19 protein-coding genes are annotated in these 23,974 nt (G+C 35.7%); 7 read left to right on the top strand and 12 right to left on the bottom strand.

Annotation, left to right across the window (positions count from 1 at the left end):
• Positions 1-67 precede the first annotated feature (67 nt).
• The 5 genes from GV828_RS03370 to GV828_RS03350 all read left to right on the top strand — a co-directional run bounded on the left by GV828_RS03370 (position 68) and on the right by GV828_RS03350 (position 7,840).
• Positions 68-2,152 carry a glycoside hydrolase family 97 protein gene (locus GV828_RS03370; RefSeq protein WP_166536066.1) on the top strand — a complete coding sequence of 695 codons (2,085 nt, stop codon included), beginning with the start codon at positions 68-70 and terminating at the stop codon, positions 2,150-2,152.
• A 6-nt stretch (positions 2,153-2,158) separates the two neighbouring features.
• Positions 2,159-3,949 (top strand): discoidin domain-containing protein, encoded by a 1,791-nt coding sequence (locus GV828_RS03365; RefSeq protein ID WP_166536065.1) that lies wholly within the window; start codon positions 2,159-2,161, stop codon positions 3,947-3,949.
• A gap of 117 nt (positions 3,950-4,066) precedes the next feature.
• The gene (locus tag GV828_RS03360) at positions 4,067-5,731 is read left to right on the top strand and encodes a sugar MFS transporter (RefSeq protein ID WP_166536064.1); all 1,665 of its coding nucleotides are present in this window, start codon (positions 4,067-4,069) and stop codon (positions 5,729-5,731) included.
• 75 nt (positions 5,732-5,806) lie between these two features.
• Positions 5,807-6,709, top strand: a complete 903-nt coding sequence (locus tag GV828_RS03355) for an EamA family transporter (protein WP_166536063.1) — start codon at positions 5,807-5,809, stop codon at positions 6,707-6,709.
• 6 nt (positions 6,710-6,715) lie between these two features.
• Positions 6,716-7,840 carry a cysteine desulfurase family protein gene (locus GV828_RS03350; RefSeq protein ID WP_166536062.1) on the top strand — a complete coding sequence of 375 codons (1,125 nt, stop codon included), beginning with the start codon at positions 6,716-6,718 and terminating at the stop codon, positions 7,838-7,840.
• Between the two features lie 321 nt (positions 7,841-8,161).
• Here GV828_RS03350 and lpdA read toward each other — a convergent pair whose 3' ends face one another.
• The 3 genes from lpdA to truA form a co-directional block, all read right to left on the bottom strand.
• Entirely contained in the window at positions 8,162-9,550 is a 1,389-nt protein-coding gene (gene lpdA, locus GV828_RS03345; RefSeq protein WP_166536061.1) for a dihydrolipoyl dehydrogenase, read from the bottom strand.
• Positions 9,551-9,734: 184 nt separating this feature from the next.
• The gene (locus GV828_RS03340; RefSeq protein WP_166536060.1) at positions 9,735-11,483 is read right to left on the bottom strand and encodes an ABC transporter ATP-binding protein; all 1,749 of its coding nucleotides are present in this window, start codon (positions 11,481-11,483) and stop codon (positions 9,735-9,737) included.
• A 31-nt stretch (positions 11,484-11,514) separates the two neighbouring features.
• Positions 11,515-12,258 carry a tRNA pseudouridine(38-40) synthase TruA gene (gene truA / locus GV828_RS03335; protein WP_166536059.1) on the bottom strand — a complete coding sequence of 248 codons (744 nt, stop codon included), beginning with the start codon at positions 12,256-12,258 and terminating at the stop codon, positions 11,515-11,517.
• A 139-nt stretch (positions 12,259-12,397) separates the two neighbouring features.
• On the opposite strand from truA, the gene GV828_RS03330 reads away from it, so the two are divergent.
• A complete protein-coding gene (locus tag GV828_RS03330) occupies positions 12,398-12,895 on the top strand; it encodes a metallophosphoesterase family protein (protein WP_166536058.1) in 498 nt (165 codons plus the stop codon).
• A gap of 167 nt (positions 12,896-13,062) precedes the next feature.
• Here the strand turns inward: GV828_RS03330 and GV828_RS03325 are convergent, their stop codons facing one another.
• The 4 genes from GV828_RS03325 to GV828_RS03310 all read right to left on the bottom strand — a co-directional run bounded on the left by GV828_RS03325 (position 13,063) and on the right by GV828_RS03310 (position 16,378).
• The gene (locus tag GV828_RS03325) at positions 13,063-14,829 is read right to left on the bottom strand and encodes a tetratricopeptide repeat-containing sensor histidine kinase (RefSeq protein WP_166536057.1); all 1,767 of its coding nucleotides are present in this window, start codon (positions 14,827-14,829) and stop codon (positions 13,063-13,065) included.
• The gene (locus GV828_RS03320) at positions 14,810-15,115 is read right to left on the bottom strand and encodes a hypothetical protein (protein WP_166536056.1); all 306 of its coding nucleotides are present in this window, start codon (positions 15,113-15,115) and stop codon (positions 14,810-14,812) included. The genes GV828_RS03325 and GV828_RS03320 overlap by 20 nt, the downstream gene beginning before the upstream one ends.
• Before the next feature lie 23 nt (positions 15,116-15,138).
• Positions 15,139-15,801: a response regulator gene (locus GV828_RS03315; RefSeq protein WP_166536055.1), complete on the bottom strand. Its 663-nt coding sequence runs from the start codon at positions 15,799-15,801 to the stop codon at positions 15,139-15,141.
• A gap of 163 nt (positions 15,802-15,964) precedes the next feature.
• Positions 15,965-16,378: a DUF4293 domain-containing protein gene (locus GV828_RS03310; RefSeq protein ID WP_166536054.1), complete on the bottom strand. Its 414-nt coding sequence runs from the start codon at positions 16,376-16,378 to the stop codon at positions 15,965-15,967.
• 175 nt (positions 16,379-16,553) lie between these two features.
• Here GV828_RS03310 and rho point away from each other — a divergent pair, with 175 nt between their 5' ends.
• Positions 16,554-18,305: a transcription termination factor Rho gene (gene rho / locus GV828_RS03305; protein WP_166536053.1), complete on the top strand. Its 1,752-nt coding sequence runs from the start codon at positions 16,554-16,556 to the stop codon at positions 18,303-18,305.
• Between the two features lie 70 nt (positions 18,306-18,375).
• On the opposite strand, the gene GV828_RS03300 is transcribed toward rho, so the two are convergent.
• The 5 genes from GV828_RS03300 to GV828_RS03280 form a co-directional block, all read right to left on the bottom strand.
• Positions 18,376-19,170, bottom strand: a complete 795-nt coding sequence (locus tag GV828_RS03300) for a class I SAM-dependent methyltransferase (RefSeq protein WP_166536052.1) — start codon at positions 19,168-19,170, stop codon at positions 18,376-18,378.
• A gap of 84 nt (positions 19,171-19,254) precedes the next feature.
• On the bottom strand, positions 19,255-20,322 hold the full coding sequence (locus tag GV828_RS03295; protein ID WP_166536051.1) for an endonuclease: 1,068 nt from the start codon (positions 20,320-20,322) through the stop codon (positions 19,255-19,257).
• A 123-nt stretch (positions 20,323-20,445) separates the two neighbouring features.
• Positions 20,446-21,525, bottom strand: a complete 1,080-nt coding sequence (locus GV828_RS03290; RefSeq protein WP_166536050.1) for an endonuclease — start codon at positions 21,523-21,525, stop codon at positions 20,446-20,448.
• Between the two features lie 115 nt (positions 21,526-21,640).
• Complete coding sequence (locus tag GV828_RS03285; protein WP_166536049.1) at positions 21,641-22,726, bottom strand: endonuclease; 1,086 nt, start codon at positions 22,724-22,726, stop codon at positions 21,641-21,643.
• Positions 22,727-22,733: 7 nt separating this feature from the next.
• A complete protein-coding gene (locus GV828_RS03280; RefSeq protein ID WP_166536048.1) occupies positions 22,734-23,951 on the bottom strand; it encodes an RsmB/NOP family class I SAM-dependent RNA methyltransferase in 1,218 nt (405 codons plus the stop codon).
• Positions 23,952-23,974: the final 23 nt, after the last annotated feature.

The following is a 23,974-nucleotide window of genomic DNA, read 5'->3' as shown; positions in this document are numbered from 1 at the left end:
TTTCATGTTTGTTTGAAGAAACCCTTTAGCATAATTGTTAAAGGGTTTTTTCTAATTTTTTAAGAGGATGAAAAAAAGTATCTTGTTATTTTGTCTGGGAATTTTTTATGCCAATGCCCAACAAATAAAATCTCCTTCAGGAGAAATTTCGGTGAATTTTCAATTGGATAAATCCGGAAAACCTACTTACAATATTTTATACAAAAACAAAACCGTGGTGGATAAAAGCGGTTTGGGAATTGTTTTAAAAGAAGAAGAACCCTTAAATCAAGGTTTTTCTATCGAAAATGCTTCTCAAAAAACAATCAACGAAACTTGGCAGCCGGTTTTGGGCGAACAAGCCAATATCAAAAATCATTGCAATGAAATGGTTTTTAATTTGATTCAAAAAAATACTAATAGAAAAATCAATATTATTTTCCGGGTTTTTGATGAAGGCGTGGCATTTCGTTACGAATTTCCCAAGCAACCTCACCTAAATTATTTCATCGTTAAAGACGAAGAAACACACTTTAACCTAACCGGAGATCATAAAACATTTTGGATTCCAGGCGATTTTGATAGTCAGGAATACAATTTCAACGAAACAAAAATTTCAGAAATCGATAACAATAAGTTGAATCTTAACAACGGAATTTCGGTAAAATCATTAGCAGGAAGATATACGGTTCAAACCCCGTTGATGATGAAAACCGCTGATAATCTATACCTAAATATCTTTGAAGCCGCGGTTGTAAATTATCCAGTTATGCATTTAGATGTTTTGGTAAAAGATTATCAAATGAAATCTCGCTTTGCGCCAAACGCAATTGGTGATTTAGCCTACCTTCAAACTCCCGCAGTTTTACCATGGAGAACAATTATAGTGAGTGATGATGCCCGAAAAATTGTTTCTTCAAAAATGATTTTAAACCTGAACGAACCATCTAAAATTAAAGATGTTTCTTGGATTAAACCTATGAAATACGTAGGTGTTTGGTGGGAAATGCATGCTCAAATTTCGAGCTGGGATTTCAGCGGAACGCAAGACGCTTCGCAAAAAAATACTGGAAAAAAACCACATGGCGCGACAACAGAAAACACAAAACGATACATTGATTTCGCCGCAAAATATGGCTTTGATGGCGTTTTGGTCGAAGGCTGGAACGTGGGTTGGGAAGATTGGTTTGGCAATTGGAAAGAAGATGTTTTCGATTTTGAAACGCCTTACCCCGATTTTGATATTGAAGAAATTAGCCGTTATGCCAAATCGAAAAATGTAAAAATGATTATGCACAATGAAACATCGGGTTCGGTTTCTAATTACGAAAGAAGATTGGATCGTGCACTTGACGTTATGCAAAAGTATGGATACCCGGCCGTAAAAACAGGTTATGTAGGAAAAATTATTCCGCGTGGCGAATTTCACGATGGTCAAGCCATGGTCAACCATTTTAATTATGTACCACAACGTGCCGCAGCATACAAAGTGATGGTCAATTCACACGAATCTTCGCGTCCAACTGGCGTTCATAGAACTTGGCCAAATTACATTGCAGCGGAAGCCGCACGAGGAAACGAGTTCAACGGCTGGAGTGACGGAAATCCTCCAACTCACGAAACAATTTTACCTTTTACGAGATTATTAGGCGGTCCGATGGATTACACTCCGGGAATTTTTGAAATAAAAATGAACGTTTACAATCCTGAAAAAACCGAGCAAGTTCATACTACTTTGGCAAAACAATTGGCGCTTTATGTAACGCTTTATTCGCCCTTGCAAATGGCTGCCGATTTACCGCAGAATTACGAAAAATATCTAGATGCATTTCAATTTATTAGAGATGTAGCATTGGATTGGGATGAAAGTTTGTACCTCGAAGCAGAACCTGGCGATTATTTAACCGTTGCCCGAAAAGAAAAAAAGAAAGAAAATTGGTTTTTAGGTGCGATTACTGACGAAAATCCGAGAGCGACAACCGTAAATTTAGATTTCTTAACGCCTGGAAAAAGATACAAAGCCACGATTTACCAAGACGGCAAAAATGCGCATTGGCAAAATGACCCGATTAATTATGAAATAAAAACGATGGAAGTTACTTCTAAAACCAAGCTAAAATTAAATTTAGCAGCTGGTGGAGGAACTGCTGTGAGTATCATTCCTGTAAAATAATTTTAGATGAATATTTTTAAAAATAAATATAAAAAGATTGTCATTGGAACTTTTGCTGTCGCCGCTTTTTTTACTTCTGAAGAAATTTTGGCACAACAAAAAACTTTCTGTAACCCGATAAACGTGGATTACGGTTACACGCCAATTCCCAACTTTGCCGACAACGGAAAACACAGAGCAACTGCCGATCCGGTGATTGTAAATTTTAAAGGAAAATATTTTCTGTTTTCTACCAATCAATGGGGGTATTGGTGGAGTGAAGATATGCTCAACTGGAAATTTGTGTCGAGAAAATTTTTGCTCCCGCAACACAAAGTGTACGATGAACTTTGTGCACCAGCTGTTTGGGTAATGAAAGATGAAATGTATGTGATTGGTTCTACTCATGGTCCAACTTTCCCAATTTGGAAAAGTAAAAATCCTACAGTTGATGATTGGGAAATTGCAGTTGATTCCTTAAAAGTTGGCGCTTGGGATCCCGCATTTTTGTATGATGAAGAAAAAGATAAATTATTTTTGTATTGGAATTCGAGCAACAAATTTCCATTGCTTGGAACCGAAATCAATACCAAAACCTTGCAATCTGACGGTCACGTAAAACCTTTGATGACGCTTGAACCGGAAGATCACGGTTGGGAGCGTTTTGGCGAATACAACGATAATGTTTTCCTTCAACCTTTTATGGAAGGTGCTTGGGTGACCAAATACAAAGACAAATATTATTTGCAATATGGAGCTCCAGCAACTGAATTTAGCGGTTATGCAGATGGTGTTTACGTCAGCAAGAATCCTTTGGATGGTTTTGAATATCAATCACATAATCCTTTTTCCTACAAACCGGGAGGTTTTGCAAGAGGTGCCGGACATGGTGCGACTTACCAAGATAATTTTGGAAACTGGTGGCACGTTTCTACCATCATTTTAGGCGTAAAAAATAATTTTGAACGCCGTTTGGGAATTTGGCCAGCTGGTTTTGACAAAGACGATGTGATGTATTGCAACACAGCTTATGGCGATTATCCTACATTTTTACCACAAAAAAATGCCAATCATATCCAAGGATTATTTTCGGGTTGGATGTTGTTGAATTATAACAAACCGGTTCAGGTGTCGTCAACGTTAGGAGGTTACCATGCGAATTTTGCGGTTGACGAAGACATGAAAACGTATTGGTCTGCAAAATCTGGTGAAAAAGGAGAGTGGTTTCAAACGGATTTAGGCGAAGTTTCGACCATCAATGCCATTCAAGTTAATTATGCCGATCAAGATGTTGCCGATGATTTCTTGGGAAAAAAACAAGGAACTTTTCATCAGTATAAAATTTTAATATCGAATGATGGAAAAAAATGGATTACTTTGGTTGACAAAAGTCAGAATAAAACCGATGTCCCACACGATTATATTGAACTCGAAAAACCCGCTAAAGCCAGATACCTTCGTTTAGAAAATATCAAAATGCCAACCGGAAAATTTGCCCTTTCAGGTATAAGAGTTTTCGGAAAAGGAGCCGGAAAAATACCTGGCGAAGTGGAGAAATTTATCGTTTTAAGAGCCGATCCCAAAAAATTTGGCGAACGCAGAAGTGCTTGGCTCAAGTGGAAACAGAACGAAAATGCAGATGGTTACGTAATTTATTTCGGGAAATCACCGGACAAATTGTACGGTAGCATTATGGTCTATGGCAAAAACGAATATTTCATGACGGCTTTGGATAGAACTGACGAATATTATTTTCAGATTGAAGCTTTCAACAATAACGGAATTGGTCCAAAATCGGATACGCAAAAAGTACCTTAATCCACAGATTTTTTTACAATAACAACTATTTTAGTCAAGTATTAACGTATATTTAGCACTTATAAATTTTATTTACATCAACCCATTTATAAACTTTAATTTTTAACTGAGACAAATATGGCCTCTCAACATTCAAACTCAAACAATTCAGCACTTTACACGCTTACAACAGTATTTTTCTTTTGGGGTTTTATAGGTGCTTCTAACGGTGTTTTCATTCCATTTTGTAAAGCAAAATTCGGTTTAGATCAATTTCAGAGTCAACTCATTGATTTTGCGTTTTACGGAGCTTATTATTTAGGAGCACTTTTGCTTTTTATTTTTAGTGGCATTGCCAAAAAAGATATTTTAAATGCTTGGGGTTTCAAAAAAGGTATCGTTAATGGTTTATTGATTAGTGCCATTGGTGCCGCATTTATGATTTATGCCGTGACCGTTGGAAGCTATGCTTTAATTCTGGGTGCATTATTCGTGGTGGCGTTAGGATTTTCGTTGCAACAAACCTCCGCACAACCTTTTGCCGCTTCATTGGGTGAACCTAAAACAGCGTCACACAGGTTAAATTTAACCGGAGGAATAAACTCTTTCGGAACAACCATCGGACCAATTGTGGTTTCAATTGCTTTATTTGGAGTAGTTTCGGGAGTAAATATTGAGGAATTTGCCCAAAAAGCAGATTCATTGAGCAAAATGGAAATTTTATATTCTTGCGTTGGAGCGTTATTCTTGTTAGTGGCAGGTTATTTTTATTTTTCAAAAAAATTACCTCATGGTAAAAGTGATTCTCGATTTGAAACCGCTAACAAAGCTACCACTACGTTAATCGTAATTACACTGGCGTTAATAGCCATTTTTGCTTACATTTTTTCTCGTTACGAAGATCCGGAATTCATCAGCCGTTTTATCGAAAATAAAGAAGTTGATTATTTAGGTTTAGGCTTAACCATTGCCTCATTATTGGTAATTGTAGTTGGATTATTATACGCAAATTTTGCTGCAAAAAGCAAACCGGAAGGTTGGGGAGCTATGCAATATCCGCAACTAGTTTTGGGAATGTTAGCCCTTTTTACCTATGTTGGGGTAGAAGTTACCATTCAAAGTAATTTAGCCGAATTATTAGGAACTGACGCTTTCGGGAATATTGAAGGTTCAGGAATTGCACCTTATATTTCAATGTATTGGGGAAGTTTGATGATTGGTCGTTGGGCTGGAGCTATAACCGTTTTCAACCCATCAAACAGCATGCGAAAAATTTTGTTAATCGTGGTTCCATATATTGCTTACGGCGTGGTTTTGTTAGCAAATTCAATTTCCGGGCAAGATATCACACCTTTGTATGCTTATGCTGGAGTGGTGGCGTTGCAAATTGCAGGATTTTTCTTAGGTCAAGATAAACCAGCAAAAACCTTAATGATCTTCGGGTTAATGGGAATGATTGCCATGATCATCGGATTATTTTCTACCGGAACAACTGCAATTTACGCTTTCATGAGTGGCGGTTTATTTTGTAGTATCATGTGGCCAGCAATTTTTGCATTAGGAATCACAGGTCTAGGAAAATATACTTCGCAAGGATCGGCATTTTTGGTGATGATGATTTTAGGTGGTGGAATTATCCCGCCATTACAAGGGAAAATTTCTGACATCATCGGAATTCACGAGTCGTATTTTATTCCGGTATTGTGTTTTGCGTATTTAGGTTTCTATGGATTTATTGTAAAAGGAATCTTGAAAAAACAAAATATCGACGTTGATGCCATTGAAGCCGAAGGCGGACATTAATCTGCTAAAGAAAAAATAAAATACCAACCGGGACAAAAAGTTATCATTACCTTTGTCCCGGTTTTTTTATTGGTTATGAAATTTTCAAAATACTACCTTTCGGCAATTACAGCCTACATAATCTGGGGATTTTTTAGTCTTGGATTAAAACCTTTAGCTAACATTGCATCGCTCGACATTTTATTTCACAGGGTTTTTCTGTGCGTGATTTTAATGGTAGCAATTAATTTTTTATTCCGAAAAAAAGTAATCAAAGAAACTTACAACGAATTCAAATCCTTAGATAAAAAAGAAAAAAAATCAATCATTTTCCTCATCATTTCCGGAACGTTTTTATTAACGGCAAACTGGTTTTTCTTCATTTACGTAATGAATCACATTAATGTCAAAGCGGCCGGGTTTGCCTATTTGGTTTGCCCAATTTTAACCGCTGTATTTGCATCCATTATTTTAAAAGAAAAATTATCGACCTTGCAAAAAGTTGCCGTTGCTATAAGTTTTTTTAGCTGTACAATTTTGGCAATGAGTTATTTAAAAGATGTTGTTTACAGTTTGATTGTAGGAGCAACATACGCTTTGTATTTAGTAAGCCAAAGAAAAAATACTAGAATTGACAAATTTTTAATGCTTGGCATTCAGTTGTTTGGTATGGCGTGTATTCTTTTACCTTTTTATCCATTTTACAGCCAGCCTTTTCCTACGGAAACTAATTTTATTATTTTTATTCCAATCATTTCCGTCCTGTTTACGATTATCCCGATGTATTTAAGCTTGTACGCTTTAAAAGAAGTCAACTCGTCCACGGTAGGAATTTTAATTTATATCAACCCAATCATTAATTTTTTTCTGGCAGTATTTTTATTTCACGAAAAAATCTCCGAAATGCAAATCGTTGCGTATTCGCTAATCATGATTGCAGTTGTTATTTTTAATTATTCGGTCTTCGCCAAAAGAAAACCGTTGGTGCTTAAAATGTAGTTTGTTATGAAGAAAATTTATTTCGATAACGCTTCAACCACCGCAATTCGCCCGGAAGTAATTGCCGAAATGACGCGTTCGTTGCAAGAAGATTTTGGCAATCCATCGTCAACGCATAGTTACGGCAGAAGTTCAAAAACTGCTATTGAAACCGCACGAAAAAATATTGCCAAACAGATTAACGCAACCGCTCAGGAAATTATTTTTACGTCCGGCGGAACAGAAGCGAACAACCTGGTTTTGCGTTCGGCGGTGGAAAATTTAGGAATAGAGAGAATTATCACCAGCAAAATTGAGCATCATGCGGTTTTGCATACCGTGGAAGCGTTGCAAAAAACGAATAATTTCCAAATCGATTTTGTGGAATTAGAAGACAACGGAAATATTTCGTTATCCCATTTAGAAAAATTATTAGAAGAAAAAGAGCCCACTTTGGTTTCGCTCATGCACGTGAATAACGAAACAGGAAATATTTTAGATATTGGAAAAGTAGCCAAAATTTGCCAACAAAATCAAGCGCTTTTTCATTCAGATACCGTACAATCTGTGGGAAAAACTGCAATTGATTTACAGGAAATTCCAATAGATTTTATGGTGGCTTCGGCTCACAAATTTCACGGACCCAAAGGAATTGGATTTTTATTTGTGAGAAAAAATACCGGATTGCAACCCATTATTTTTGGTGGCGAACAAGAAAAAGGACTTCGTGCCGGAACCGAATCTGTTCATAATATTGTTGGAATGGCAAAGGCTTTGGAAATTTCCGTTGCCAATTTAGGTGATGAAAAAGCAAAAGTTTTTTCGCTAAAAAAATATTTGATCGAAAAGCTTTCGCAACATTTTCCAGATGCGAAAATTAATGGACATCATGAAGGATTTTATAATATAGTGAATGTTTTGTTGCCTTTTACGGAAGATAAAACCGCGATGATTTTATTTAATTTAGATATGAAAGGTATTGCAGTTTCGCGTGGAAGCGCTTGCCAATCCGGAAGTATCAAGCCGTCGCACGTGTTGCAGGAAATTTTACCCGAAAATGAAATCTTAAAACCTTCGCTTAGAATTTCTTTCAGCCACGAAAATACATTGGAAGAAATTGATTTTTTTGTAGAAGCTTTGAAAGCAATTTGATTTTTTACAAAGTTGCAAAGCTTCAAATTTTTAGAATTACAGGGTTTTGAAGTTACAAAGCTTCAAATTTTCAAATTTTGGTATGAGTATTTCTTTACGTTCCAATTGGTTACCGACTTTCAAAAATGCCTTTTGAATTGGTCCCAACGCTTCGCGATGGCCCTGATATTTCGTCATTCCAATATAGTAGAAATCACTCTACCACCGAAAGATTCCTCCTGCGTCGGAATGCCAAGTTTAACAACAAAAAAAATCCGTTTTGAATTTCAAAACGGACTTTTTATATTCAAATCTCTAAAATCTAATATCTAAAATCAAAAATTAAAGGTGAATCACTTCGTCATAAGCGGCTGCTGCAGCTTCCATCACGGCTTCGCTCATGGTGGGATGCGGATGTACAGATTTGATGATTTCGTGACCTGTGGTTTCTAATTTTCGGGCTACAACGGCTTCAGCAATCATGTCGGTAACACCAGCACCAATCATGTGGCAACCCAACCATTCGCCGTATTTGGCGTCGAAAATTACTTTTACAAAACCATCAGGAGTTCCGCTGGCTTGTGCTTTTCCTGAAGCTGAAAATGGGAATTTTCCGATTTTTAATTCGTACCCTTTTTCTTTGGCTTGTTTTTCGGTTAAACCTACAGATGCAATCTCTGGAGTTGCGTAAGTACAACCCGGAATGTTACCGTAATCAAGCGCTTCTACGTGAAGACCAGCAATTTTTTCAACACAAATAATTCCTTCGGCAGATGCCACGTGAGCCAAAGCCTGACCGGGAACGATGTCACCAATTGCGTAGTAACCTGGAATGTTCGTTTGGTAATATTTGTTCACCAAAACTTTATCTCTGTCAGTTGCAATGCCTACTTCTTCTAAGCCAATGTTTTCAATGTTCGATTTAATTCCTACTGCAGAAAGTACAATGTCAGCTTCCAAAATTTCTTCGCCTTTGGCTGTTTTTACGGTAGCTTTCACACCATTTCCAGACGTGTCCACTTTTTCAACTGACGCATTTGTCATGATGTTGATTCCCGCTTTTTTCAACGAACGCTCAAATTGCTTTGAGATATCTTCGTCTTCCACCGGAACGATATTTGGCATAAATTCTACAATTGTCACTTGAGTTCCCATCGAATTGTAAAAATGAGCAAACTCAACACCAATTGCTCCAGAACCTACCACAATCATTGACTTTGGTTGTTCTGGCAAGGTCATGGCTTGGCGGTAACCAATTACTTTTTTACCGTCTTGAGGAAGATTCGGTAATTCTCGCGACCGAGCTCCCGTAGCCAAAATAATATGATCTGCAGTAAGTTCAGTTACTTTTCCATCTTTGTCAGTAACTTCTACTTTTTTACCTGGTTTTACTTTTCCGGCACCGTTAATGACTTCAATTTTATTTTTTTTCATCAAAAATTGAACACCTTTGCTCATTCCTTCGGCAACACCTCTGGAACGTGAAATCACGGCATTAAAATCTTTGTCATACTCCTTAATCGTTAATCCGTAATCCGAAGCATGTTTCAAATAATCAAAAACCTGAGCCGATTTCAAAAGCGCTTTTGTAGGAATACATCCCCAGTTAAGGCAAATTCCACCCAAATTTTCTTTTTCAACTACGGCTACTTTAAAACCAAGTTGCGAAGCACGAATAGCAGTTACATAACCGCCTGGACCACTTCCTACAACAATAATATCGTATTTCATCTATAAAGGATTTTCAAAATTTTTCGGCACGAAATTACGCAAATATTTTCTAGAAATAAAGTTTTTTTGGAGCTGTTTCCTGCTTTCCGCTGTATCCTTCCGCTTCGCTACAGGGATGCCGCTTCAATCAGGGCTATGGCAAAGTGCTAATACGAGATATTTTTTGTTTTAAAAAATTCATAAACTAAACTTCCGCGGCAAACTGCGAATAATACAAGTTTTTATAATATCCCGTTTCTCTATTAATGAGTTCGTAATGAGTTCCTTCTTCAACTACGTTTCCAGCATCCATCACAATAATTTTATCAGCATTTACAATCGTTGCCAATCGATGCGCAATCACAATTGAAGTTCTACCTTTGGTAATGGTTTCCGTCGCTTTTTGAATTAAATCTTCGGAATAAGAATCGATAGAAGAAGTAGCTTCGTCTAAAATCAAAATACTGGGATTACTTACAAAAGCACGTAAAAAAGCAATCAATTGTCTTTGTCCGGACGAAAGCATCACACCACGTTCTTTCACATTATAATCGTAACCGTTTGGCAATCCCATGATAAAGTCGTGAACGCCAATTTCTTTTGCGGCAGCGATAACAGTTTCTCGAGAAATGGTTGGGTTTTCGAGTGTGATGTTGTTAAAAATTGTATCGGCAAAAAGGAACACATCTTGTAAAACTACCGAGATTTGACGACGTAAACTATCGAGTGTAAATTCTTTAATATTCGTTCCATCCACTGTAATTTCTCCTGAATTAATTTCGTAAAAACGATTTAACAAGTTAATTATCGTTGATTTTCCAGCACCAGTGGCGCCAACAATTGCAATCGTTTCGCCAGGTTTTGCCGAAAGGTTAATGCCTTTTAATACATTTTCTTTTCCTGTATAGCTGAAAACAACATTATTAAATTTAATATTGCCTTCGAATACTGGAGCAATTTTTTGCCCATTATCCTGAATATCTTGGTGCATGTCTAACACATCAAAAACACGGTTGGCGGCAATCATTCCCATTTGCATCTCATTAAATTTATCGGCAATTTGTCTCAACGGATTGTACAACATTCCAATGTACATTGTATAGGAAAATAAATCGCCAAAAGTGGTTCCGGTGTCACCCGCAATAATTTGCAAACCACCATACCAAACTACTAATCCGAGTGAAATAGACGAAATGATATCAGCAATGGGAAAAAAAATAGAATTGTACCAAACGTTTTTAATCCACGCTTTTTTATGCTTGTCATTGATCACTTTAAATTTCTCGTATTCAATATCCTCTCGCGAAAAAAGCTGCACGATTTTCATTCCGGTGACACGTTCCTGAACGAAAGTATTAAGGTTGGTAACCTGAGTTCGCACTTCTTCAAAAGCCGATTTCATTTTTTTCTGAAAAATTCTCGTGGCAATTACTAAAATTGGCATTGCACACATCACAATTAAGGTGAGTTTCCAGTTCATGTAAAACATAAATCCAAGAACCACAAACATTTTTAGTAAGTCACTGATAATCATAAATAAACCTTGACTAAAAATCTTTGCAATGCTTTCAATGTCAAAAACAGTTCTTGTTACTAATTTTCCAACAGGCTCATTGTCAAAAAATTTCATTCTAAATTGACTGATGTGCGAGAATAATTTTACCCGAATATCTCTAATAATATCTTGCCCTAACCAATTTGCCAGATACACAAAATAAAACTGTGAAATTACTTCTAGCATTAGTACAAATCCCATTAACAAGATATAATTTAATAACCCAGATTGGTCTTCAGGTTCAATATATTCGTCAACCGTAAGTTTCAGTAAATAGGGGCGAAGTGCAGCAAAAACCGACAACGAAATCGCAAAAACTATCACCCAATAGTACATCGCTTTATACGGTTTTGTATAATGCATGATACGTTTAAAAACAGAAGTACTTGATTTTGCCATTTATTTTGTGGAGCAATTTTTTTGCCCAAAATTATTTGTTACTAATATACGGATATTCAACACGGGTTAAATATAATCCATGTGCAGGTGCCGAAGCACCAGCATTTCCGCGGTTTTTACTTTCAATGATGGTTCTCAAATTTTCTATAGATTTTTTTTCGGTGCCAATTTCTACCATTGTTCCTACAATTGCGCGAACCATATTACGCAAAAATCTGTCAGCTGCAATGGTAAAAATAAGTTTCGAGCCGTGTTGAACCCAATAAGCTTCCATAATTTTGCAATTAAATGTTCTTACGTCGCTATGGGTTTTTGAAAAACATTCAAAATCAGTGTAGTCAAATAAAATTTTTGCCGCTTCATTCATCAGTTTTAAATCTGGAGCGAGGTGACAAAACCAACTTTGCTCATTATTGAAAACATTTTTTTGCGTGTCAATGTGGTATTCGTAAGTTCTTTTGGTAGCGTCAAATCTGGCGTGAGCATCGTTTGGAACTTGATGAATATTGGTAACGGCAATGTCTTTTGGCAAATACGAATTGAGTTTTTGGATTAAATTTTTTTGGTCAAAATTTTCTTCGAAATCAAAATGGGCAAACATTTGGCTCGCGTGAACGCCAGAATCTGTTCGTCCGGCTCCAACGATTTCCAAATCAGAACATAACAACGTAATCAATGCTTTTGTTAAAGTTTCCTGAACAGAAGAAGCATTAGGTTGTGATTGCCAACCATGATAATTTTTACCGTTGTAAGAAAATTCAATAAAATATCTCAAGATAATAGCTGTAGAAAATTTGAAATGCAAAGATACACATTCGGGAGAAAATTTAGTTGATTTATCTGAAGATGAAAAAGCGATATGTTTAGATTTTTCGGGTTTGATATGCTAATTTTGTTTTTGAGATTTATTATTGATGAAAAAAATTTTACTGCTTTCGGACACACATAGTTATCTTGATGAGGCCATTTTAAAACACGTGGATTGGGCTGACGAGGTCTGGCATGCGGGAGATATTGGAGATTTAAAAGTAACGGATGAAATTAAAAAACGAAAGCCTTTGCGAGGTGTTTACGGAAATATTGATAATAATCAAGCGCGACTTGAATTTCCACTTCACAACCGGTTTGTTTGTGAAAAAGTAGCTGTTTGGATGACGCATATTGGTGGTTATCCGGGAAAATATCAGCAAACCATTCGGGAGGAGATGACAAGAAATCCGCCGAAATTATTTATTTGTGGGCATTCACATATCTTAAAAGTGATGTTTGATAAAAAATTAAATTTGCTTCACATGAATCCTGGAGCTTGCGGTGTTCACGGATTTCATCAGGTGAGAACGATGTTACGGTTTATTATTGATGGAGAAAAAATTACGAATCTGGAAGTGATTGAATTGGGCAATCGCGGTTAAATGTTTTATTTTTTTCTCAAAAGATTACTGAAATGCCTAAACTTTAATTTATAACCCTGACGGGAGGGAAGAACATTTTTGCCACTTTTTTTGTGGCAAAAAATTTCTGGAAGGACGGCAGGAAAATGGTTTCCAAAAATGCCCGAACGATTCGTTTCTAAAAAAAATTATTTTTTGAGATTTTTAATTTTGATGAAAACGATGGTTCCGGCTTGGTTTTTTGAAGTTATTGAAAAGCTTCCTCCGAGGTGTTTGACGCGAGATTTGATTTGTGTGAGGCCAAATCCGGCGCTTGTTTTAGATTTTGAGGTGTCGAATCCAATTCCGTCATCTTCAACTGTAATGAGGAGTTGATTGAGGTTTTCTTCGAGCGTGAGGTATGCTTTTTTGGCTTTGCTGTGCTTGATGATATTGTTAAAAAGTTCGGTAACGATGTAGTAAATTTTTAGTTCAAAATCTTCTCCAAAACGACGACTTTCCGGGATATAGTTGTAATATTCGAACTTAATAATGGAGTTTGAATTTTTTTCGCAAAGGTCTTGCAAGGCGTGGAATAACCCGAATTTAGATAGTAAAGGAGGCACGAGTTCATGTGATAGATCGCGAACGTTGTCATGGGCTTCTTTGATAATTTCCTGTACTTTTTTGATTTCGAGGTTATTTTTGTCTGAGTTGGCGGCTAAAAAAGCGGAAAGATGCAAATTAGCCGAGGAGAGTAATGCACTGATGCCGTCATGAAGTACGGATGCAACTTGCTGTCGTTCAGATTCTTGTCCGTCAAGTGTAGCGTTAATGATGTTTTGTTTTACTTCTCGATCCATTTCAATGAAACTGTTTTTTTGTTTCAAGCGTAAGTTTTGGTAAAAAAAGTAAAACATGATGGTACTGAAGGCAAATAAGGCGATGAAAATTAAAATTACCTTGTGGTTGTTGCGTTGCCGTTCTTCTAAAGCTTTTTGTTTTTCGGCATTGAGGCGTTCAATTTTTTCGATTTGATAACGTTTTTCGACTTCATTTATGGCTTTTTTAATGTTGTCCTCGTAAATGGTTTCGTTTACTTCCATGTATTTGTTAGCATAAAGAAGTGCGTTTTTAAAATCACCGCTTTGTTCATAAGCGTAAGAAAGGTTGATATAAACATCGCCAACTTTTTGAGAAATACTGTCTTGCGGAATTAAGTCAAGTAATTTTTCGAATTCATGGATTCCTTTTTTATAATTTTCTTCAGCTGCTAAATAATGATATCCTAAGTTGTGTAAAGCCGTGGCAATGCGGTCTTTATTATTGGATTTGTAGGCAAAATGAACCGAAGAATCTAAATATTTTTTGGCGGTAGCAAAATCTTCTCTGGTTGCATAAAAGGTGTAGTAATTGTTGTAACTAATCGCTAAATCATTTGCGTTTGAAGTTTTGAACGCTTCGTCACGAATGAGTTTCAAATAATAGGAAGCACTATCAGATTTAGTTTCCAAGTGGAGTTTATACAAATGTTGGTAAAGTGAAATATCGGGATTTATAATTTTTTTGTCTTTTGCTAAGGCCAAAGATTTATGGTAATATTGTTTTGCTTTTTTGTAATCCCGAAGGGTTGAATATCTATGTCCAATTTCTTGAATGATTTTTATTCTGTGCTCATTGAGGTTTTGTTTTTCGGCGACAGCTAACGCATTAAAAAGTGTTTCTAAAGATTTTTTAGTGTCATTAAGATAAAAGTAAAATCGAGAATTCTCTATGCTTGAATCGCAATATTCTGGATACTTTTTATTTTTTAAATGTTGTTCGGATAAGGCACGAGAATACCTTAAACCTTTATAAAATTCCTTATGCTTTTGATAATGCGCTATGGAATCATTAAAGGTGTTTGGAAAAATCGTGTTGCAGGAGAACAACAGCAACACGATTAGTACATATTTTTTAGAGCGAGATAAGATCATCTACACGGAATCTTGGCTTTACAACTTTTTTACCTACGCTTGCCAATTGTTGGTCAGGTAATTCAAATCCTACTTGTAAAACTTCGTCTTTCGACTCGAAATTTTCGGTATGGGTTTGAAAGTCAGGCGAAGGCGAAGTTTCACCAGATTGAAGCGTAACTGTTACCACATTTAAATCATTACTATCTGTAGAAACAGCGTAATCACAGTTTACGGGAATGTCGAAAGACAGTACAAAATCTGTTAGCGTTTTTTCTAAGCCGTAAGTTCTTAAGTAAGTTGACATATATTTAAAAAGTTATTAGGTTACTAATTACTCAAAAGGTTGTGTTTCATGGCATATTTAACCAACCCAATGGTTGACTTTACATTTAATTTTTTAATTAAATTTTTTCGATGCGTTTCGACTGTATTTGGGCTGATATGAAGTTCTTCGCCAATTTGAACACCGCTGTATTCTAAAGAAATTAATCTTAAAACCTCGAGTTCACGTTCCGTTATAGCGGAAAGCGGTAATTCTTCCTGAACATAAGAAGGTTGTACAATATTGGCAAACGACTGAAAAACGCGGTTTCGAATACTTTGAGAAAAATATTGTTCCCCATGATAAACAGTTTCGATGGCTTCTTGAATACTTTCGCCAGCACTTTGCTTACTCAAATAGCCACTTGCACCAAGTTTTAAAACTTGTTTGATGATTTTTACATCGTCATAACTTGAGAGAATAATTACTTTACAGCAATAACCTTTTTCTTGAAATTCTCTTAAAACATCAATGCCGTCTTTTTTTGGCATATTAATGTCCATCACTAAAATATCCGGTTTCTTTTCGAAAATTTCCTCTACTAGATGCTCACCGTTAAGTGCATAACCTAAAATTTCAAATTTTGGATTAGTATTTAGCAACAGTGTTATACCTTCAATTAGAACTTGATGGTCATCTGCTAAGTATATCTTAATTTTATCGTTCATTTTTCAGGGGGATTGAACATTTTCAAATTTAACATTAATTTTAGATAACAGGTATTTTTTTTTTGATTAAACGGTGAAAAGTCTAAAAAATAGATGAACTACAAAAAAAAGCCCATCTTTGAAGATGGGCTTTTGACGCACTAAATAAACTAAGTTTATAGGTTTACCTCAATCTATCCGCAGATTTTACGAGATCTTCATCCTTTTTTATGGCTCTATTAGCGAGCACAAGAAAAACGATAGAAAAAATAGGCATGAACATCCCAATACCCTTCTCTGGAGTCGCCACTCCTCCGGGTAAGTTTAGCGAATGATATACAAATAAACCTAATAAAATTAAATTTAATATCATATTCAATCTGCAAAGTACAAACTGAAGTTTTCTGTTATTGTAAAGGAAAATAGTTACCAGCGACAATGCAGCGCTTCCTAAAAATAAAACAACGTCTAGGGTATAATCAGTAAAATAAACCGCCTTATTTCCGGAAATGTCCGTTTCCAAGGGAAATAAAAATGGCATCACACCCATCGCTAAAAAAGATAGGAATAGATATACCGTTTGGATTCGTTGAATCATATTACTGATAATTTGTTGCACAAAAATAAATGATTATTTTTAAGTATTACTATTGCATATTTAAAAAATAATTGTAATATTGCATTGTAAATCCGTATTAGCTTCATTCCGCGGATTGTACTTATTAAAAAAATCCACACTTTTATACTACATTAATTTATTCTTCAAATTTTTTATGTTTGACATTTCTGTTTTAAAAGAAATGAAGCTTTCTGAGCTTCAAGATATTGCAAAAGCCACAAAAAAAATAAAATTTCACGGCGTTAAAAAAGACGAACTTATCTACAAAATACTTGATTATCAAGCAGCTAATCCTAAAGATATTGCTGACGATAGTAAAACTACTGACGAAAAACCTAAACGCACCCGAATTATCGCTCCCAAAAAAGCAGAAGAAACTGAAATAACTGCTCAATTAAAAGACGAAAAAAATAACCTCGAGACTGATAAACCTCCCGTTAAAAATGAGGAGGAAGCAAAGTCAAACAAACACAAAATTCAAAAAAAGGTTGACAAAGTCCCCAATAAATCAGTTGAAAATCGAGATAAAGATTCATCAGATGCTTCTTACATAGCGGTTAATGACAAAACTGTTGCTAAGGAAAATGGGCACAAGCAAAAACCTAAGGGACAAAATCCTAATCAAAATAAAAAACAAAATCCGAATCAGAACCAAAATCAAAATCAGGCGTCTCATTCTAATAACAACCAAAACCAGAATTCTAACCCTAATCAAAATCAAAGTTCTAACCAAAATCAGAATTTTAAAAACAACAAGAAAACGACCAATTTCCGTGATGCCGACTATGAATTTGACGGAATTATTGAAAGTGAAGGCGTTCTTGAAATGATGCCAGATGGTTACGGATTTTTACGTTCGTCTGACTATAATTATTTGGCTTCGCCAGATGATATTTACCTTTCAACCTCCCAAATCAGATTATTTGGTTTAAAAACCGGAGATACTGTAAAAGGAGTTGTTCGTCCTCCAAAAGAAGGAGAAAAATATTTTCCATTAGTTAAAGTTTTGAAAATCAATGGTCATGACCCGCAAGTGGTAAGAGATCGTGTTTCATTTGAACATTTAACTCCATTATTTCCTAACGAAAAATTTGATTTGGCTGGAAAACAAAGTTCAATTTCAACCAGAATTATCGATTTATTTTCACCAATTGGAAAAGGACAACGTGGCATGATTGTAGCACAGCCGAAAACCGGAAAAACAGTTTTGCTAAAAGACATCGCTAACACAATTGCTGCCAATCACCCTGAAGTTTATTTAATTGTTTTATTGATTGACGAACGTCCCGAGGAAGTTACTGATATGCAACGAAGCGTTAGGGGAGAAGTGATTGCTTCAACGTTTGACGAACCTGCGGAAAGACACGTTAAAGTAGCCAATATTGTTTTGGAAAAAGCAAAACGATTAGTAGAATGTGGGCATGATGTGGTAATTCTTTTAGATTCAATAACGCGTTTAGCAAGAGCTTATAACACAGTTCAACCAGCATCTGGTAAGGTGTTGAGTGGTGGTGTAGATGCGAATGCTTTGCAAAAACCCAAAAGATTTTTCGGGGCTGCGAGGAATATTGAAAATGGCGGTTCATTAAGTATCATTGCCACGGCTTTGACAGAAACAGGTTCTAAAATGGATGAAGTAATTTTTGAAGAATTTAAAGGAACTGGAAATATGGAACTTCAATTAGATCGAAAAATTGCCAACCGAAGAATTTTCCCTGCTATTGATTTAACTTCTTCAAGTACAAGACGTGACGATTTACTTTTAGACGAGGGAACTATTCAAAGAATGTGGATTATGCGAAAATATTTGGCTGATATGAATCCGGTGGAAGCCATGGATTTTATCAACGATCGTTTCAAAAAAACCAGAAATAACGAAGAATTTTTAATCTCAATGAACGATTAATTCTGAACAATTTTTATAGAAAAACAAACTCCAATCAGCTAATGGTTGGAGTTTTTTATTTTTAAATAAATCACGGTTTTTTAGTTGCCAAAATAGAATATACCATGGGAATTTTATTTTTTAAATGTTTGATTCTGAATTTTCCCGGATTGATTTCAACCGTTTCGTTGAAGCAATCGTATGGCGAACAATCATATTCGTGAAATTCGTTCAATTCTAAATTTTGCTTTAGCAAACTATTGATTAACTCGCTTAAACTGTGGTTCCAGCTAATTTCTTTGCGAGAAATGGGTGCATTTTTTTCAGCATAAGTACCAGTTAGTTCTTCAATAATTGGTTCATCTTTAAAATATCGGTATTGAATTTCTTTAAAATTATTGTCAAACATCCAAACCACAGGATGAAAATCTGCCATGATGAATTTGCCTCCAGGTTTTAGAAACATAGCCACAATATTTGCCCATTTTTCTAAATCCGGAAGCCAACCAATCGTTCCGTAACTGGTAAAAACGATGTCGAATTTTTCATTTGAAAAATGAGGCAAACTGTAAATATCGCAGTTAATAAATTGAGTGTCGAGCTTTAGTTCTTTTGCAGTTTTCTTGGCAAAATCAATGGCTTTATCCGAAAAATCAACTCCGGTAGCAATTGCCCCAAGTCTTGAAAGCGAAATGGTGTCTTGCCCAAAATGACATTGAAGGTGTAATATTTTTTTGTTTTGAATAGCTCTCAATAGCGATAATTCAATTTCGTTTAGCGAGTTTTTCCCTTGTAAAAATTCGCGTTGGTTGTAAAATTCCGAGGCAATGTGAAATTCCGTCCGGTCGTTCCAAGCTTTTCTATTGATTTCCAGATAATCTTCCATGAGCTAATAATTTTGGAATAAATGTATAAAAAAAGCCTTTTTAATTTCTCAAAAAGGCTTCTTGTTATTTTAGTTTGAAAAAAATTAATTCACCAAAATTTTCTTCGTAGTCGTAATATTTTCTGACGAAATTTTCAAGAAATAAAATCCGGAAGGCAAGTTTTCTAACGTATATGTTTTTCCAGATGCTGTTGGTTTATCAATTTTTTGAATGATTTGACCGTTGGTAGAAATCAATTGAATTTCGTCTAAAATAATTTCTGAATCAATGTTAATCCTGTGATTATTGGAAGGATTTGGGTAAACTGAAAGCGCTGTTAAAGCATCAAAATTTTCAGATGAAAGATTTTGCCAACGATTTTGTGCCGCAGGACCACCCCAAATCATCGTGGCTAGATAAGGATTGTCAATAAAAGGGTTTCGGTTTCCTTGACCGTATGTGTTAGAAGCGTTTCCTAAATAAGTATTTCGTCGGTCTTCATATTCTGAAACGGGATCTTCGGCATTCCATTGTAATAACAAATTTACCATATTACTATCAATTGAATTTCTACTTCCACTTACAATATTAGTTGGTAAACAACGATTTCCATATCTCACGTACATGTACATGATCATTCGTGCCACATCTCCTTTCCATTCATCTCCAGGATACCAACCTCCACTAACATCTCCAGAAAATCCTTGTCCAGCTGCAAAATCTTTATTCCCTCTATTTCCGTTTCTTCTAACGTCAGATGCGCGAAGGTGATGCGCATCAGCTCCAGGTCCGGAAGTTCCCAAAGCGGGCGTTCCTTGAGATTTTGCATAAGTATGTTCACGATTCCATTGGCCATTTCCGCCACCAAAATTTGATTTGCTCCTTGTTCGGTCTTTAGTAACATCGCCTGAACCATTTGCCCAACCGTATAAAAGCAAAACATTATTGGATGTTGACGATTCTAAATCAGTAATTTTCAAGGCCTCTCTTGCTTCATCATAACTGATTGTGTTCACATGTGTAGCGGTAATTTTAGTAGTTAAAGCATTCCTTAAATTAATACCAGTTTGCTGAAAATTAAACCCGTCATAATAAGGAGATGCCGGAGCTCCATTTTGTGCCGTAGCAATAGCGAAAGAATAAAGTGCTACTGCCGAAAACAATTTTTTCATTCAATAAATTTTTGGAGGTGCAAATTTAGGGCGATAAATTTCGTTGACCTAAACTTTAACTTTTCGTAAAAGAATTAAGCCCGCAGTATTATTGCAGGCTTTTTATTAATTATCAAAAATCAATTAGTTTACTACAATTTTTTTAGTTGTTGATTGATTTTTTGCTGAAATTTTTAAGAAATAAAATCCAGAAGGTAAATTTTCTAAAGAATATGTATTTCCAGAAGCATTGGGTTTTTGGATTTTTTGGATCATTTGCCCGTTAATTGAAATTAATTGAATTTCATCCAAAACTATATCAATTTCAATATTTATTTTGTGATTATTAGAAGGATTTGGATAAACTGACAAATCTGCTAAAAGGTTTAAATCTTCGGTTGAAAGCGAACTTCCCCATATTTGTTGCACATATTCAGGATGATCGATAAATGGATTACGGTTTCCTTGGTACAAATAAGCTTTGTTGTTTCGGTGAATTTCGCGATTGCTAACCGGATCATTTTGATGCCATTGTAATAACATATTCAAAAAATCAGTTTTAAATACTTGATTACTTGTTCCATTAAACATTGGAAACGAATAGTTAGATACTTGATTTTCGTATCTTGTTGCGAAATAAAATAAAATTCGGGCAACATCGCCTTTAAATTCGTCAATTGGTTCAAATGCAAAACCGGAATAACCAGATATGTTAATCCTGCCTAATTTTGAACCATTGTTTGATGTCCAAGTTGGATTAGAAATATTAGCAAAAGGAAAATTACTTCTTCGGTTGTTCACATAGCCGTCAGTTGGAGTTAATTGGTGAATGTCGCCAACCATCGGCATTGCTGAATTGTAAGTACTTTGTGGAACAAAATGTTCGCCATTGTAACAATCCGATTCGCCTTGGTAATTTCCGCATTTGTCATTTGCATAATAGCTATAATTGTATGCGTCAGCTCCGGTTGGATTTTCCGAATACATGTCTAAAATACTGCCATCATTTTCATAAAAAATATCCACGTCCGTAGCTTTAAAACCTTTTACATCGGTAAAAAGATTATCGTAAGATTTTCCGGAATGACCATTAGAAATTATGGTTTTGAGTTGTGTTTTTAAATTATATCCGGTTCCGGTTGCGTTGTTGTAATATCCATTAGGAATTTGCGCAAGCAAACAAAAGCTTGATAATAAAAGATTTAGGGTAAAAATTTTTTTCATTGAATATATTTATGGAACGGCAAATTTAAGCTAATAAATTGGTTGACCTACATTTTTAGCAAAAAAAAAGTCTGCAAATGATCATGCAGACTTATAGTTATTTGTTAAAAATCAATTAGTTAACAATTACTTTTTTAGTTGTAGATTGATTTTCCGCTGAAATTTTTAAGAAATAAAATCCGGAAGGTAAATTCTCTAGAGAATAAGTATTTCCTGATGCGTATGGTCTTTGAATTCTTTGAATGATTTGTCCGTTAATGTTGATCAATTCAATTTCATCTAAAACCACATCAGAGTCAATATTAATTCTATGATTATTTGAAGGATTTGGATAAACCGCCACAGCATCAAGCATTTCAAAAGTTTCTGTATCTAAGAATGGCCATCTGTTTTGCGCAATTGGACCACCCCAAATCAGGGTTGCCAGATAGGGATTGTCAATAAAAGGATTTCTGTTTCCTTGTCCGTATGCATTTGAAGTTGTTCCTAAATAGGTATTTCTGTTGTCTTCATATTGTGAAACCGGGTCTTCAGCATTCCATTGCAAAAATAAATTTAGCATATTGCTATCCGATGCTGCCGTAGATCCTGTCCCAACTGCTGTTGGTAAACAACGATTTCCATAACGAAGATACATGTACATCATCATTCTCGCCACGTCGCCTTTCCATTCGTCTCCAGGATACCAACCACCCGAAACTGTTCCAGAATTTCCTGAGCCAGCAGCAAATTTTAAGTTTCCTCTTTGTCCGTTTCTTTGAACGTCTGAAGCTCGTAAATGATGTGCATCGGCTCCTGGACCGGTTTGTCCAAGTTCAGGATTTCCAAGTGATTGTGCAAATGTATGTTCTCTATTCCATTCACAATTTGCGCTACCGCCGTTACTATTTTTATTTCTTAATTTATGATCATTATCGTCCGAGCTTGAACTTGGACAAATATTATTACTAAACCCATAAATTAACATTACGTTGGAGGTTTGACTTGGTAGCAAGTCGGTAACTTTTAAGGCTTCCCATACCTCATCGTAACTTAAGTTTCTACTATGGGTAAGCGAAATTTTTGATGCCAGAGCTGTTCGCAAAGCGGATCCAGTTTGGTTCCAATTGAATCCATTATAATACGGTGTGGCTGGAGCTCCTGCTTGTCCAAAAGCCATCATTATACTTAATCCGGCAAATAACGAGTAAAGTTTTTTCATAAAATAATTATTTTTCTTTTCTTTCTAATAAAGCCATATAAAAACCATCAAAACCAGATTCTGACGCTAAAATTTTTACATCTTTTACGAAAGAAAATTGTTTTCCGTTTTCCGTTTCTAGAAAATTTTTCACTTGGTTTTGATTTTCTGAAGGCAAAACGGAACAAGTGGCGTACACTAATTTTCCGCCCGGTTTTACAATTTTGGAATAACTGTCTAAAACTTCCGCTTGAACTTTTTTAATATTATCGATAAATTCTGGTTGGAGTTTCCATTTTGCATCTGGATTTCTTTTCAAAACGCCTAAACCACTGCAAGGTGCGTCAATCAATACACGATCAGCTTTTTCGTGTAATTTTTTGATGGGTTTCGTTCCGTCGATGATTCGGTACTCTATGTTAAAAGCACCGTTTCGTTTAGCCCTTATTTTTAGTTGTTTCAGTTTACTTTCGTACAAATCCATGGCAATCAACTGGCCTTTATTTTCCATTAATGAAGCCATGTGGAGGGTTTTTCCTCCAGCTCCAGCACAAGTGTCAACTACCCTCATTCCTGGTTTTACCTCTAAAAATGGTGCAACTAATTGAGAACTTGCATCCTGAACTTCAAAAAATCCTTCTTTAAAAGCATCAGTTAAAAATACATTGGCACGCTCTTTTAAAACTAATGCATCTGGCTGATCTTGTAAAAATTCGGTTTCAATGTCTAAATCCATCAAAATGGCTCGAAGTTTTTCGCGTGTTGTTTTTAAAGTATTCACGCGCAAAATTACTTTTGCTGGCTGATTTTGCGCAGCAATTTCTTTGTTCCAAAGTTCTTCACCTAATTCCGCCTTTCCTAATTCATCCATCCAATCCGGAATTGATTCGCGAAATTTTCTAATCTTAGACAACTCATCAAATTTCCCTTTGATTCTTCTTTCTGGAGTTCCTTCTAATTGTCTCCAATCCGGAATTGGGTAACCTCTTAAAACCGCCCAAACGCCAAAAATTCGCCACAATTGATCGCGATCCATTGGTTCTTTTACTCCGGCAATTTCCATGTAAAGGCGTTTCCACCTTACGATATCATAAATAGTTTCGGCTACAAATTTTCGATCTGCACTTCCCCAACGCTTGTCTTTTTTTAAAGCTCGGGCAACTACTTTATCGGCATATTCGCCTTCATTAAAGATGGCGTTTAAAGAATCTATTGTAGTGTAAACTAAATTTCTGTGTAATCTCATTCTAAATTAATTGAACTGCAAAG

This window comes from Flavobacterium ichthyis, assembly GCF_009915155.1.
Taxonomy (GTDB): domain Bacteria; phylum Bacteroidota; class Bacteroidia; order Flavobacteriales; family Flavobacteriaceae; genus Flavobacterium; species Flavobacterium ichthyis.
This window is presented reverse-complemented; position numbering and strand designations above follow the sequence as displayed.